The following is a 13,848-nucleotide window of genomic DNA, read 5'->3' as shown; positions in this document are numbered from 1 at the left end:
CCATGACGACGCTGACGTTCGACTCCCTGAACCCGGCGACCGGCACGGTCGTGGGCAGCCACCCCAACCAGGGACCGGAGGCGGTGCGCGCGGCCGTCGGCCGGGCGGAGGCGGCGGCCGCCTGGTGGGCGGGCCTGGGCGCGGCCGAACGGCGCCGCAGGCTGCTCGACTACAAGGCCGTCATCACGCGGAACCTCAGGCCGCTGGCCCAGCTCGTCCACGAGGAGACCGGCAAGCCGGTGGGCGACGCCACGCTGGAGATCGTGCTGGCGATCACCCACATCGACTGGGCGGCGCGCAACGCGGCCAAGGTGCTCGGCCGCCGCAGGGTCTCGCCCGGCATGGTCGGCCTGAACCTGGCCGCCACCCTGGAGTACCTGCCGCTGGGCGTCGTCGGCGTGATCGGCCCGTGGAACTACCCGGTCTTCACGCCGATGGGCTCCATCGCGTACGCGCTCGCGGCCGGCAACGCGGTCGTCTTCAAGCCCAGCGAGCTCACCCCCGGCGTCGGCGTACGGCTGGCCGAGCTGTTCACCGAGTCGGTGCCCGAGCACCCGGTCCTGCAGACGGTCACCGGCCTGGGCGAGACCGGCGCGGCCCTGGCCGGCGACCCGAGGGTCAAGAAGATCGCCTTCACCGGCTCCACGGCCACCGCCAAGCGGGTCATGGCGGCCTGCGCCCAGAACCTCACGCCGATGGTGGCCGAGTGCGGCGGCAAGGACGCCTTCATCGTGGAGGCCGACGCCGACCTGAAGGCGGCGGCCGACGCGTGCCTGTGGGGCGCGCTGACCAACGCCGGGCAGACCTGCGTGGGCGTGGAGCGGGTCTACGTGGTGGACGCGGTGTACGAGCCGTTCATGCGGGAGCTGGCAGAGCGGGTGAAGTCGGTCAGGGCGGGCGAGGACTACGGCCCGATCACCATGCCGGGGCAGTTGGCCATCATCAGCCGGCACATCGACGAAGCCACCAAGTCCGGAAAAGTCGTGACCGGTGGGCCGGAGTCGGTCCGCGCGCCGTTCGTGGACCCGGTCATCGTCGAGGACGTGCCCGAGGACTCCCCCGCCGTGCGCGAGGAGACGTTCGGCCCGACGATCACCGTGCGCCGCACCCGTGACGCGACCGAGGCGCTGGAGCTGGCCAACGCCTCGGCGTACGGGCTGGCCGGCACGATCTTCTCCAGGAACACCCGCCGGGCCATGGAACTGGCCAGGCTGATGCGCAGCGGAATGACCGCGATCAACTCGGTCATCTCCTTCGCGGGCGTTCCCGCGCTACCCTTCGGTGGGGTCGGTGACTCGGGGTTCGGCCGCATCCACGGCGCCGACGGACTGCGCGAGTTCGCCCGTCCCAAGGCCATCTCCCGGCAGCGCTTTGCGATGCCCGGGATGAACCTTACGTCCTTCTCCCGGGGCGCCGATGAGCTTGAGCGGCTGATCAGGCTTGTCACGTTCTTGCACGGACGACGTAAGAGGTGATCTGCCCGCTCTTTCCGAATACAGATCATCCGTCCATAATTATGTGCTCTGGGGGCCACGATCATGTTGGACGGGTGGAATGTGAACCGGTCTTACCGGGGAATGTCGGCTGAGCAAAGACTGGCCGACAGACGCGAGCGGCTGATGACAGCCGCGTACACGCTCTACGCTAAGCCGGGCTTCTCGGCTACCACGATCGAAAGGCTGTGTTCTGAGGCGCGGATCTCCAACCGGGCGTTCTACGAATGTTTCGGCGGGCGCGAGGAACTCCTTCAGGCGCTGCACGAACGTTGCGTCGAGGAAAGTCTCGCCGTCGTCGCCAAAGCGTTGCAGGATGCGCCTCAGACGCTTGACGGGAGAATCGGCGCGGGAGTGCGGGCCTATATGGAATTCGCCACGGCCGACTGGCGCCGCGCCCGCATCATGCACCTGGAGGTGCGCAGGTCGGGGGATGTGCTGGCGGCCTCGCGGCAACGCGCGGTGGCCTCCTTCGCCCGGCTCGTCGAGGAGGCGTCCGCCGAATTCCCGAAGGCGGCGAAGATCGATCGGCATCTGCTGGCGCTCGGCGTGATTGGAGCGCTGCAAGAACTTCTCATCGAATGGATCCTGGCCGAGGAGCCGACGGAACTCGAGGAGCTGGTGCGGGTCGCCGTTCACATCTCTGGACGGGCACTCGGTGCGTCGTGAGCATTTGATGACAGACCGTGATTCCATGGCGGAGTGCGCCGGGGGAAATTCACGCCGCTAATCGGCGTCTGTGTGGCTTTGGGAACGACGGCGTGCGGCAACGTCACGGCACTGCCATTGCCGGACAGGCTTGGTTTGACCGCACCCGTCAGCCCCCGGCCCAGTGAAACGACTTCGCGAAAGTCGTCCACCGGCCGGAGTGCGTGGTGCGCGGAGAAGAGTTGCCGCCTGCGCGCGGGAGAACGCCCGCCGCAGTTCGTGGTGATCTCTTTCGACGGGGCGGGCGTGGACGGCCAGGACTGGTTCCCGGTCTTCCGCAGGGCCGCCGAGCGCAACCTGGCCAAGCTGACGTTCTTCCTGTCGGGCGTCTACCTGCTGCCGGCCGACCGGCGCGAGCTGTACCGGCCGCCCGGCCGCCCGCGCGGCAGCTCCGACATCGGCTTCCAGCGCCCCTCGCGCATCGCCGGCCAGGCGGCCGAGCTCACCGCCGCCTGGAACGCCGGCCACGAGATCGGCACGCACTTCAACGGCCACTTCTGCGGCCCGACCGGCGTCGCGTCGTGGTCGGCCGCCGACTGGCGTAGCGAGATCGAGCAGTTCTACGGCCTCGTCGAGAACTGGCGGCGCAACTCCGGCCGCACCGACCTGCCCGACCTGCCCTTCCGCATCCGCCAGGCGGTGGCGGGCGGCCGCACACCCTGCCTCCAGGGCGACCGGCAGGCGATGTTCACCGCCTTCAGGAAGTACGGCTGGCGCTACGACGCCTCGGGCACCGGCGAGGTGCGCTGGCCGCGCAGACGCCACGGCCTGTGGCAGTTCCCGCTGCCCAGCATCCCGCTGCCCGGCGGCCGGACGCGGGTCCTCGGCATGGACTACAACTTCTACACCGTCCACAGCGGCGCGAAGACCGGCTCACGACAGCACTGGCGGCGCTGGGAACGCCAGACCGCCGCGGCCTACGTCGGCGCGGTGCGCCGTTCCATGCGGGGCGACCGCGCGCCGGTCTTCATCGGCAACCACTTCGAATCGTGGAACGGCGGCATCTACATGCGCGCGCTGCTCACGCTCATGGACGAGGTCTGCACCCGCAACGCCGTCAGGTGCGTCTCCTTCGAGCAACTGGCCGACTGGCTGGACGCCCAGACGCCCGCGACCCTGGCCAGGCTCCGCGCCGAGGTGTAGGCGGCGCTCAGGCCACCGCGGCGGCGGGCACTTCCACGTGCAGGACCCGGTTCAGCCGGGTCACCGCGAGCACCCGCATGATCCTGGGCGGCACCGCCCGCAGCACCAGGCGGCGTTGCGCGGCGAGCGCGCGCCGATGCGTGCCCACGAGCACGCCGAGGCCGGTGGCGTCGATCATCTCCAGCTTGGAGAGATCCACGATGAGATCGCCCGTGCCGGAGTCGACCGCGTCGTGCAGCCGCGGGCGTACCCCTGCCGAGGTCCCGGCGTCCAGCCGAGAGCCGATCCGCACCACCTGGGCTCCAGGCTTCCCCCGGACGCGCATGCCACCTCCTCTGCTCACGCTCCGCGATGATCGTCACGCAACGTCGTCCAACCCGGTCGAGCGGGCACTGGTAAGAGAGAACTACCCGCTCAGCGAGGTACTACCGCTTTCAGCACGAATTCCCCATCACCATTCGGCAACGCCGTCAGCTTCCCGCCCACGGCGGACAGCCGCTCGTTCAGGCCGTTCAGCCCGCTGCCGAGGTCGAGGGCGCGCCTGCGGGCCACGCCGTCGTTGCGCACCTCCAGCGTCGCGTCGTCCCCGGTGAAGCGCAGGGTGATGACGCAGAAGCCGGCCGTGGAGTGCTTGAGCACGTTGGTCGCCGCCTCACGGACCACGTACGCGAAGACCTTGGCCACATCGTCCGGAACATCCCGGTAGGGCAGGTTCAGCTCGCAGCGCACGCCGGCCGCCTCCAGCACGCTCCTGACGCTCAGCAGCTCCGCCGGCAGATCCAGCTCCCGGTAGCCGCGCACCGCCTCACGCAGCTCGCGCAGCGCCTTCCTGGTCAGGTCGCGGACCTCGGTCATCTCCGCCTTGGCCGCCTCCACGTCGCCGTCGGCCAGCCGTACGGCCAGCTCCGACTTGACCGCGAGCGCGGAGAGCTGATGCCCGACGAGGTCGTGCAGGTCGCGGGCGAAGCGCAGCCGCTCCTCCGTGACCGCGAGCCGAGCCTCCGCCTCCTTGCCCGCGTGGGCCTTGTCGGCCAGCAGCCAGATCCACACCCACATCCGGTTGGACAGCGGGGTCATCAGGCAGATGAGCAGGTAGGTGAAGGCGGCCATGAAGATCCCTCTCCACGCCGGGGTGCCTTCGGGGACGAACAGCGTGTGTCCGGCCAGCGTCCAGACGGCCGCCAGCGCGCTGACGACCAGCCAGCCGCCGGACAACAGCAGGATCATGGTCCGCCGCGAGACCCCCACCACCGCCACCGACAGCCAGGCCATCGGCACGAAGCCCCAGCCGATCACGTCGGCGCCGGCCAGCGCGCAGGAGCCGAAGGCCAGGGCCCCGGAGATCACGATGTCACGCCGCGGATAGCGACGCTCGAAGACGGCGTCGCTGATGCGCAGGTAGAGCCAGCTGAAGACGACCGTCATGAGCAGCGCGGGCCCGATCTGCCACCACGCCGTCCGCCCCATCCCCAGCGTGGCGGCGGAGTTGAGCAGGATGACCAGCCACATGGCGCCGAGCGTCGAGTTCAGCACCAGGCGGGTCAGGCGGCGGGCCCGCGTCAGCTCGTCCATCTACTTCGCGCGCAGCACGTCGCCGAGTTTGACCTTCGCTCCGGTACGCAGCACCGCCCGCTCGTAGATCTTGGCGCCGAGGGCGAGCATGCCCACGACCGCGGCCACCATCAGCACGGCCGCCAGCGACACCTGCCAGACGGGCACGTCGGCGGCGGCCAGGCGCACCGGCATGACGATCGAGGAGAACGGCGGGATGATCGAGACGACCTGCGCCACCGTGCCGGTCGGCTCGTTGGCGGCGAAGAAGCCCACGAGGTAGGTGACCATGATGAGCATGGTCATCGGGGTCAGCGTGTTGCCGACTTCCTCCTGCCGCGACACCAGGGACGCCAGGGAGGCGGCCATCGTGGCGTAGAAGGCGTACCCGAGGACGAACCACACCAGCACCCACGTCACGATCATCGGCATCCCGGGCGGGAAGTCCATGGCCAGACCCGAGGCGAACGCGGCGGCGAGGCCCGCGGCCAGCGTCACGACGAGGTTGATGACGCCGATCACGCCCAGTCCGACGATCTTGCCGCCGAGCAGTTGCCATGGCCGCAGCGAGGCGAACAGGATCTCCACGATCCGGCTGCCCTTCTCCTCGACCACGCCCATGGCCACCATCATGGCCTGCCCGATGACGAGCATGAACAGCAGGACCACCAGGACGGTCGCGATGCCCGCGCGGGCGGCCTCGTAGCGGGTGTCGGCGCCCACCGACTCCATGGCCAGCGGCGGGATGTTCACACCCGCCGCGCCGAGCCGCGCCTCGCGGTTGACGCTCTGCAGCAGGACTTCGAGCTCGGTCTCGATCTTGCCGTCGGTCAGCACCTTCGTGCCGTCCACGAGCACCGCCTGGACGTCGCCGTCGAGCAGCGCGGTCTTGGCGGCCTGCGCGTCGGGGAAGCTGCGCCACTCGAACTCGATGTCCGGGGCCGCCGCCTTGAGCGGGAGCTGCTGGGAGTTGACCGTGCCCAGCGCATAGGTGTCGGGGCGGTCGAAGAGCTTGGGGGCGAAGGCGAGGGCGGCCATGATGACCACGGTCACGACCAGGCCGATGACGAAGGCCTTCGACCGGAGCTGGGTCGAGATCTCCCGACGCGCCACGAGGAGCAGGGAGTTCATGCCACGGCCTCCTTGAAGATCTCGGTGAGGGTGGGGCGCTCGACCCCGAAGTGCTCGACGTGTCCCGCCTTGACGGCGCGGTGCAGGATCTCCTGGTCCTCGCCGGCCTCGACGAGCAGCACGTGCCGGTCGCCGTTGACCGTGAGCCGCCCCGGCAGGCCGTCGGCCCAGCCCGGCTGGGCATCGCGCACGACGACGCGCAGCGTGGTGCTCTCGGCCGCGCGCAGGTCCTCGACGGTGCCGCTGGCCATCATGCGCCCGGCCGAGATGATGCCGACCGCGTCGCACAGCCGCTCGACGAGTTCGAGCTGGTGGCTGGAGAAGATCACCGGCACGCCGCCCCTGCACCGCTCCTGCAGCACTCCGGCCAGCGCGTCGACCGCGATCGGGTCGAGGCCGGAGAACGGCTCGTCGAGCACCAGCACCTCGGGGTCGTGGACCAGCGCCACGGCCAGTTGCACGCGTTGCTGGTTGCCCAGGGAGAGCGCCTCGACGGCGTCCGCGCGCCGCTCGGTGAGCGTCAGCCGCTCCAGCAGCTCGTCGGTGGCGCGGCGGGCCTTGGGCTGGCTCAGCCCGTGGAGCCGGCCGAAGTACTCGACCTGCTCGCCCACCCGCATCTTCTGGTAGAGGCCGCGCTCCTCGGGCATGTAGCCGAAGCGCCGCCGGTCGGCCGCGCCGAGCGGCTTGCCCTGCCAGGCGACCTCGCCGGCGTCGGGCTTGAGCACCCCCATGACGATCCTCATGGTGGTGGTCTTTCCGGCGCCGTTGGCGCCGACGAACCCGAACATCTCGCCGGGCCGTACGGCGAAGCCCACCCCGTCCAGGGCGACCTTGTCCGCGTACCGCTTGCGCAGCTCCCTTATCTCCAGCATGCGTCTATGGTGCTGGCTGCGCGGTTCAACCAGGTAGTCGTGGAAATCACGGGCTGGAAATGCAGGGTGAGTGCGCATCCGATGACATTTGTCATCCCGCGGGGCGACCCGATCGGGGATGATCTAGTCGTAGTTCCTGGGAGCGGGGGGCAGGAGTGACCATTCGCGGCGGTGACACCTCGCGGCTGCGCCGGATCAACATGGTCCAGACGCTACGCGCGCTGCGCGGCCGGGGCCCGGTGGGGCTCACCGACCTGGCCAGGCACGCCAGCCTGTCGCGCCCGACCGTGGAGAGCCTGGTCGAGGACCTGCTGGCGGCGGGCTGGCTCAGGGAGCTGCCGCCCGAGACCGGCCAGATGGGGCGTCCCGCGCGGCTGGTCGCCTTCCACGCCGCCGGCGGCCACGTCCTGGGCGTGGACATCGGCTCCTACAGCGTCCGCGCCACCGTCGCCGACCTCGACGGCGCCGTCCTGGCCGCGCGCACGGAACGAGTGAGCCCGCAGGGCGGCGCCCCGGAACGGCTCGCCGCCACCCGCGCCTGCGCCGCCGGCGCGCTGGAGGCGGCCGGCGTGGCGCCCGGCCAGATCCTCGCCTACTGCGCGGGCACCACCGGCGTCGTGACCGACGGCGGCGTGGTCAAGCTCTCCACCGGCCTGCCCGAATGGACGGGCGTCGACCTCGCCGGCGAGCTGGGCGGCCCGTTCTCCTGCCCCGTCCTCGTCGAGAACGACTGCAACCTCGCCGCGCTCGCCGAGCACTGGGCCGGCCAGGCCCGCGGCGTGGGCGACCTGGTGTTCGTCCTGTCCGGTGTACGCACCGGCGCCGGCCTGATCATCGACGGCCGGCTCCACCGGGGCAGGCGCGGCTCGGCCGGCGAGATCGGCGCGCTGCCCCTGGTCGGCTGGCACCGCGCCCCCTCCCACCTCACCGGCTACCCCGGCCTGCCCCAAGGCACCTCCCCCGAGGAGGCGGCGGCCGTCGTCTTCGCCCAGGCGCGCACCGGCGACCCGGCCGCCCGCTGGGCGGTCGAGCAGTACGCCCATGACCTGGCCGAGGGCATCGCCGCCCTCGTGCTCACCGTCGATCCCGACCTCGTCGTCCTGGGCGGCGGCGTCTCCCGATCCGGCGACGTCCTGCTCGAACCGCTGCGCCGCCATTTGGACCCGCTTTGTCTGGAGCCCCCGGTTGTGGCAGTCTCCGCACTTGGTGACCAGGCGGTGGTCATGGGCGCGGTACGCCACGCGCTCGACCACGTCGACGCGCGCCTGTACGACATCGATCAACCCCTGCCGAGGCCAGCCACATGACCGCCCGTTTCCACCCCGACGGCTTCCCGCTCCGCTTCACCCACCCCGACCTGCCCGAGCACCCGTTCCTTCTGCAGGAGGAGACCGACCGCTGGCACACGCCCGCCCACCGGTGGGGCAGCGGCTTCGCGATCACCTCACGCGGCTCGGGCCGCTGGAACGCCGCCTCCGGCGCCCACGAGCCCGTCCCCGGCCTGACGCTGACCATCGCCAGGACCACCGGCGAGCCCGCCCTCACCGAGACCTACACCTGGCTCAACACCGGCGACGCCCCGGTCACGATCGGCTCGCTGGCCCTCTCCCTGCCGATCAGGGACGTCTACGACGACGCCGAGGACGCCCTCACCCGCGCCTGCCACGCCCACGTCTGGACCGGCGGCGCCTGGTCCTGGGTGCTGGCCCAGCCGATGAGCGGCGAGGGCCCGGTCCTGGGCACGATCGTGCGCGAGGGCGCGCTGTGGGCCTACTCGGTCGAGTCCAGGAACATCGGCTCCGGCTCCAACGTCCGCGGCCACATCCTGCTCCACGTCACCGACCACGCCAGGAACCCGGAGGCGTTCGGCGGGCAGCCCGAGCTCACGCTGGAGCCGGGCGAGGGCTACACGCTGCGGCTGGAGACGGGCTTCCACGACGGCGTCGAGGCGTTCCTGGCCGCCACCCGGCCGCCGGTGGCCATCGACCGGCTGGTCGCCGAGGTGGGCGAGCCGCTGCTCGTGGGCGATCGGGAGATCACCTCGCACGAGCACGGGCCGGTGCACGTGGAGGTGCCGGGCGGCAGCCGTACCACCGTGTTGTTCCACGCGCCGCGACGCGAGCTGGTCGAGCGGCGGGTCGCCCGCGTCCTCGCCGACCACCGCCCCCTGCACCTCGGCGCGCCGGAACGCCACGCCTTCGTCCCCTACGACAACGCCACCGGCCTCACCCAGCCCGCCAACGGCTGGGGCGACTGGACCGACGGCGCCGAGCGGCTGGCCATGCCCACGCTGCTCCAGCAGGCCAGGCTGCGCGGGTGGGGCGAGGCGGCGGCGATCGACGAGGCGCTGCACGGCTGGGCGGACTTCGCCCGCACCTGGCTGGTGGAGGAGGACGGCACCGTCCGCCGCGGCAGCCACTTCACCGAGCGCGTGCCGCGCCTGTACAACTTCCCGTGGGTGGCCCACTTCTTCGCCGACCAGTTCAAGCTGTACGGCGAGGCCGCCGACCTCGACCTGGCCGCCCGCGTCATCGAGCGCGCCTACGCCCTGGGCGCCATCGACCACCTGCTGCTCGGCTTCCCCGAGGTGATCCGCCAGGTGGCCGGGCAGCTCGACGAGAACGACCAGCCGGCACGGGCCGCCGAGCTGCGCGACCACCTCGCCAAGCACGCCGCCCACTTCGCCCGCCTCGGCCACGCCCTGCCCAGCCACGAGGTCAACTACGAGCAGTCGATGGTGGCGCCTCTGGTGACCCTGCTCGCCGCCGACGGCGGCCACCCGCAGGCGCTGGAGCGGGCGCTGCGCTGGCTGCGCGCCTTCGGCGGCCCCCAGCCCCACGTACGGCTGCGCGACATCGGCATCCGGCACTGGGACGGCTTCTGGTTCGGCCGCGACCGGCTCTACGGCGACGTCTTCCCGCACTACTGGAGCGTGCTGACCGCGGTGGCCCTGTCGCAGGTGGGCGAGAAGGAGAGCGCCGAGGCGATCTTCCGCGCCAACCTGGTCAACTACACCGCCGACGCCGCGGCCACCTGCGCGTTCGTGATGCCGAGCTGCGTGGAGGGGCTGCCCGCGCACCGGGCCGACCCGCTCGCCAACGACCAGGACTGGGCACTCACCCTGTGGCTCCGCAGTACGGACGAAGAGTGAGATCCTGGGGACCATGACCCGAGCAGACAAGGACAAACCCGTCGTCCTCTCCAAGATCTACACCCGCACCGGGGACGACGGGACGACCGCGCTCGCCGACATGAGCCGCGCCCCCAAGACCGACCCGCGCCTGGCCGCCTACGCCGACGCCGAGGAGGCCAACGCGGCGATCGGCCTGGCCCTGTCGTTCGGCACGCTGGCCCCCGAGATCGCGCAGGTGCTTGGCCGCGTCCAGAACGAGCTCTTCGACCTGGGCGCCGACCTGGCGACGCCGGTGGTGGCCGAGCCCGAGTTCCCGCCGCTGCGGGTCGAGGCGTCCTACGTCGCGTGGCTGGAAGAGCAGTGCGACGCCTTCAACGACCGGTTGAAGCCGCTGCGCAGCTTCATCCTGCCCGGCGGCGACCCGGCCACCGCCCAGCTCCACGTGGCCCGCGTGACGGTGCGCAGGGCCGAGCGGACCGCCTGGGCGGCCATGGAGGTCCACGACGACATCAACCCGCTGGCCGCCAAGTACCTCAACCGGCTGTCGGACCTGCTGTTCATCCTGTGCAGGATCGCCCACGACGGCTCCGAGATCCTCTGGAAGCCGGGCGGCACCCGCTAGGCGACGTCGAGGTAGGCGCTGGGCGGAGCCGACTCCAGCCAGGCCAGGAAGCCCGTCAGGGCGTCGGCGCTCATCGCCAGCGACACCGGGCCGCAGTCGATGGCGTACAGGTCGTCGTCCAGCGGACGACGGTCGGAAACGACGAGGCCGCGCCTCGCGATCGCGTGGCGCGGCCTCAGTCGCACACCGATGAGCGGGATCCAGTGGAGCTCCCCGTCGGCGTAGCGGGCTACCCCGCTGCGCCAGGAGCCGGACCCCTGCCGCAGCCGGCAGGGCACGCTCCCGCGCGTGCGCGCGAGCACCAGCCCGCGCAACACGATCAGGGCGGCGAACAGCAGCACGCCGATCAGTACCGTCAGCGCTGCCGCCATCGCCGCCCCCAAAAGATCAGACGTCCTCGCCGGCCGCCTTCAGCCGGGCCCGCGCACGCTTGGCCTCGACTGCCGCGTCGGCATCCTCCTGGTTGCTCTCGATCGAGGCCTGAGCCCGCTCAAGAGCATCGCGGGCCGCCGCGACGTCGACCTCGGAACCGAGCTCGGCCACCTCGGCGAGCACGGAGACCTCGTCGTCGGCCACGGAGATGAAACCCCCGTGGACGGCGGCGATCAGATCGCCCTCGCCCTCCCGCTTCACGCGCAGCACGCCGCCCTCGACGAGGACGCCGAGAACGGGTGCGTGTTGCGGCATAATACCGATCTCGCCGTCGACGGTCTTGGCAATCACCATGTCGGCTTCGCCCGACCAGATCTCACGCTCTGGCGAGACAACCCCTACGCGTAGCTTGGCCACGTTAGGTTCCCTTCCGGTCTCAAGATGCCGGTATCAGCGCCTGCTGACACCGGCATCGTCGGGCGATCAGCGCTCGAGTTCCTTGGCCTTCGCCACGGCCTGCTCGATGCCGCCGACCATGAAGAACGCCTGCTCGGGAAGGTGGTCGTACTCGCCGGCGCACAGCCCCTTGAAGGAGGCGATGGTCTCGTCCAGCGGCACGTTCTCACCCGGCTGACCGGTGAACGCCTCGGCGGCGTACATCGGGTGGGACAGGAAGCGCTCGATGCGGCGGGCCCGGTTGACCGTGACCTTGTCCTCTTCGGAGAGCTCGTCGATACCGAGGATCGCGATGATGTCCTGCAGCTCCTTGTACTTCTGCAGGATTCGCTTCGTCTCCTGGGCCACCGCGTAGTGCTCGTCGCCCACGATCTGCGGGTCGAGGATGCGGGAGCTGGAGTCGAGCGGGTCCACCGCGGGGTAGATGCCCTTCTCCGAGATCGGCCGCGACAGAACGGTCTGCGCGTCGAGGTGCGCGAACGCGTTGTGCGGCGCCGGGTCGGTGATGTCGTCCGCGGGCACGTAGATCGCCTGCATGGAGGTGATCGAGTGACCACGCGTCGAGGTGATGCGCTCCTGGAGCACACCCATCTCGTCGGCCAGCGTGGGCTGGTAACCCACGGCGGACGGCATGCGGCCGAGCAGCGTGGAGACCTCGGAACCGGCCTGTGTGAAGCGGAAGATGTTGTCGATGAACAGAAGCACATCCTGCTTCTGCACGTCGCGGAAGTACTCCGCCATCGTCAGCGCCGACAGCGCCACGCGCAGACGGGTGCCCGGGGGCTCGTCCATCTGGCCGAAGACGAGCGCGGTGTCCTTGAGGACGTCCGCCTCCTCCATCTCCAGCCACAGGTCGTTGCCCTCACGGGTACGCTCGCCGACGCCCGCGAAGCAGGAGGTGCCACCGAAGTTACGCGCGACTCGGCGGATCATCTCCTGAATCAGAACGGTCTTGCCGACACCGGCGCCGCCGAACAGGCCGATCTTGCCGCCCTGCACGTACGGGGTCAGCAGGTCGATGACCTTGATGCCGGTGACCAGCATCTCGGTGCGCGACTCGAGCTGGTCGAAGGCCGGGCTGGGACGGTGGATGCCCCACTTCTCGGTGATCTTCAGCGAGGAGGTCGGCACGTCGAGCGACTCGCCCAGCGCGTTCCACACGTGACCCTTGACGACGTCGCCGACGGGCACCGAGATCGGCTCGCCGGAGTCGGTGACGGCGGAGCCGCGCACCAGGCCGTCGGTGGGCTGCATGGAGATCGCGCGGACCAGGTTGTCACCCAGGTGCTGGGCGACCTCCAGGGTCAGCGTCTTCGTCTCGCCGCCGAGGGTGACCTCGACGTTCAGCGCGTTGTAGATGTCGGGCATCGCCTCGACGGGGAACTCCACGTCGACGACGGGACCGTTGACACGCGCCACCCGGCCCGTGCCCGTCGTGGTCTCAACAGTCTCTGCAGTCATTTCACTCTTTCCCCGCTGCGGCGTCGGCCAGCGCGTTGGCGCCACCGACGATCTCGCTGATTTCCTGGGTGATCTCGGCCTGGCGAGCCTGGTTCATCTGCTGCGTCAGAATCCGCATCAGCTCGTTGGCGTTGTCCGTCGCGGACTTCATCGCGCGCCGGCGCGCGGCCTCCTCCGAGGCCGCCGACTGCAGCAGCGCGGTGAAGATGCGGGACTCGACGTAGCGCGGCAGCAGCGACTCCAGCACGTCGCCCGCGGTGGGCTCGAACTCGAAGTACGGCGGGATGGTGTCCGTCGCCGAAGCCTCGGTCTCCTCGATCTCAAGCGGCAGGATGCGCTTGACCACCACGTTCTGGGTGAGCATCGAGACGAACTCGGTCGAGACGATGTGGATCTCGTCGATCCCGTTGTCGTCCTTGAACGACTCGATCAGCTCGCCCGCGATCTCCTTGGCGTCGGCGTAGGACGGCTTCCTGGAGAAGCCGACCCACTGGCCGCCCATGTCACGCGAGCGGAAGGAGTGCCAGGTGACACCCTTGCGGCCGGTCACGAACGGGATGACCTCGAGCCCGCGTCCCGTCAGCAGCCCGCGCAGGGCCTCGGCCTCGCGCAGCACGTTGGCGTTGAAGCCGCCGCAGAACCCGCTGTCGCTGGTGACGATGAGCACGCCCGCCTTGGCGGGGTTCTCCTTCGCCACCGTCAGAGGATGGTCGACGCTCGACGCGTTGCTGACGACGCCGGTGACGGCGCGAGTGATCTCACGCTCGTACGGCAGCGCCGCCTGCATCCGCTGCTGCGCCCGCACGATCCGTGAGGAGGCGATGAGCTCCTGGGCACGCGTGATCTTGGCGGTCGAGGTGACCGACTTGATCCGCCGCCGCAGCAGCCTTAGCTGGGCACCCATGG

General features: G+C 70.5%; 14 protein-coding genes. 6 read left to right on the top strand and 8 right to left on the bottom strand.

Annotated features, from left to right (window positions below; genetic code table 11):
- Positions 1–2: 2 nt before the first annotated feature.
- The 3 genes from ACIBEJ_RS44525 to ACIBEJ_RS44515 all read left to right on the top strand — a co-directional run bounded on the left by ACIBEJ_RS44525 (position 3) and on the right by ACIBEJ_RS44515 (position 3,344).
- Complete coding sequence (locus ACIBEJ_RS44525) at positions 3–1,475, top strand: aldehyde dehydrogenase family protein (protein ID WP_397189025.1); 1,473 nt, start codon at positions 3–5, stop codon at positions 1,473–1,475.
- Between the two features lie 144 nt (positions 1,476–1,619).
- The gene (locus tag ACIBEJ_RS44520; RefSeq protein ID WP_397189024.1) at positions 1,620–2,162 is read left to right on the top strand and encodes a TetR/AcrR family transcriptional regulator; all 543 of its coding nucleotides are present in this window, start codon (positions 1,620–1,622) and stop codon (positions 2,160–2,162) included.
- A 261-nt stretch (positions 2,163–2,423) separates the two neighbouring features.
- Positions 2,424–3,344, top strand: a complete 921-nt coding sequence (locus ACIBEJ_RS44515) for a hypothetical protein (protein ID WP_397189023.1) — start codon at positions 2,424–2,426, stop codon at positions 3,342–3,344.
- Between the two features lie 7 nt (positions 3,345–3,351).
- On the opposite strand, the gene ACIBEJ_RS44510 is transcribed toward ACIBEJ_RS44515, so the two are convergent.
- The 4 genes from ACIBEJ_RS44510 to ACIBEJ_RS44495 all read right to left on the bottom strand — a co-directional run bounded on the left by ACIBEJ_RS44510 (position 3,352) and on the right by ACIBEJ_RS44495 (position 6,898).
- Complete coding sequence (locus ACIBEJ_RS44510) at positions 3,352–3,669, bottom strand: STAS domain-containing protein (protein WP_397189022.1); 318 nt, start codon at positions 3,667–3,669, stop codon at positions 3,352–3,354.
- Positions 3,670–3,758: 89 nt separating this feature from the next.
- Positions 3,759–4,916, bottom strand: a complete 1,158-nt coding sequence (locus tag ACIBEJ_RS44505) for a sensor histidine kinase (protein ID WP_397189021.1) — start codon at positions 4,914–4,916, stop codon at positions 3,759–3,761.
- Entirely contained in the window at positions 4,917–6,026 is a 1,110-nt protein-coding gene (locus tag ACIBEJ_RS44500; protein ID WP_397189020.1) for an ABC transporter permease, read from the bottom strand.
- On the bottom strand, positions 6,023–6,898 hold the full coding sequence (locus tag ACIBEJ_RS44495) for an ABC transporter ATP-binding protein (protein ID WP_397189019.1): 876 nt from the start codon (positions 6,896–6,898) through the stop codon (positions 6,023–6,025). Before ACIBEJ_RS44495 ends, ACIBEJ_RS44500 begins: the two co-directional genes overlap by 4 nt.
- A gap of 155 nt (positions 6,899–7,053) precedes the next feature.
- Between ACIBEJ_RS44495 and ACIBEJ_RS44490 the strand changes: the two genes are divergently transcribed.
- From ACIBEJ_RS44490 to ACIBEJ_RS44480, 3 genes are read left to right on the top strand one after another with little or no spacing between them, the layout of a single operon-like run.
- Positions 7,054–8,205, top strand: a complete 1,152-nt coding sequence (locus ACIBEJ_RS44490) for an ROK family protein (protein ID WP_397189018.1) — start codon at positions 7,054–7,056, stop codon at positions 8,203–8,205.
- Positions 8,202–10,049 carry a hypothetical protein gene (locus tag ACIBEJ_RS44485; protein WP_397189017.1) on the top strand — a complete coding sequence of 616 codons (1,848 nt, stop codon included), beginning with the start codon at positions 8,202–8,204 and terminating at the stop codon, positions 10,047–10,049. The genes ACIBEJ_RS44490 and ACIBEJ_RS44485 overlap by 4 nt, the downstream gene beginning before the upstream one ends.
- A gap of 13 nt (positions 10,050–10,062) precedes the next feature.
- Positions 10,063–10,653: a cob(I)yrinic acid a,c-diamide adenosyltransferase gene (locus ACIBEJ_RS44480; RefSeq protein WP_397189016.1), complete on the top strand. Its 591-nt coding sequence runs from the start codon at positions 10,063–10,065 to the stop codon at positions 10,651–10,653.
- On the opposite strand, the gene ACIBEJ_RS44475 is transcribed toward ACIBEJ_RS44480, so the two are convergent.
- The 4 genes from ACIBEJ_RS44475 to ACIBEJ_RS44460 all read right to left on the bottom strand — a co-directional run bounded on the left by ACIBEJ_RS44475 (position 10,650) and on the right by ACIBEJ_RS44460 (position 13,846).
- A complete protein-coding gene (locus ACIBEJ_RS44475) occupies positions 10,650–11,024 on the bottom strand; it encodes a DUF2550 domain-containing protein (RefSeq protein WP_184965940.1) in 375 nt (124 codons plus the stop codon). The genes ACIBEJ_RS44480 and ACIBEJ_RS44475 overlap by 4 nt on opposite strands.
- 16 nt (positions 11,025–11,040) lie before the next feature.
- The gene (locus ACIBEJ_RS44470; protein ID WP_397189015.1) at positions 11,041–11,442 is read right to left on the bottom strand and encodes a F0F1 ATP synthase subunit epsilon; all 402 of its coding nucleotides are present in this window, start codon (positions 11,440–11,442) and stop codon (positions 11,041–11,043) included.
- A 66-nt stretch (positions 11,443–11,508) separates the two neighbouring features.
- Complete coding sequence (atpD, locus tag ACIBEJ_RS44465) at positions 11,509–12,942, bottom strand: F0F1 ATP synthase subunit beta (RefSeq protein ID WP_397189014.1); 1,434 nt, start codon at positions 12,940–12,942, stop codon at positions 11,509–11,511.
- A gap of 1 nt (position 12,943) precedes the next feature.
- The gene (locus ACIBEJ_RS44460; RefSeq protein ID WP_397189013.1) at positions 12,944–13,846 is read right to left on the bottom strand and encodes a F0F1 ATP synthase subunit gamma; all 903 of its coding nucleotides are present in this window, start codon (positions 13,844–13,846) and stop codon (positions 12,944–12,946) included.
- Positions 13,847–13,848 lie beyond the last annotated feature (2 nt).

Origin of the sequence: Nonomuraea sp. NPDC050790, assembly GCF_044456745.1 — a bacterium.
In the GTDB taxonomy this organism is placed as follows: Bacteria; Actinomycetota; Actinomycetes; order Streptosporangiales; family Streptosporangiaceae; genus Nonomuraea.
Note: the sequence above shows the minus strand (reverse complement) of the source record. Positions and strands in the feature narration are given on the sequence as shown.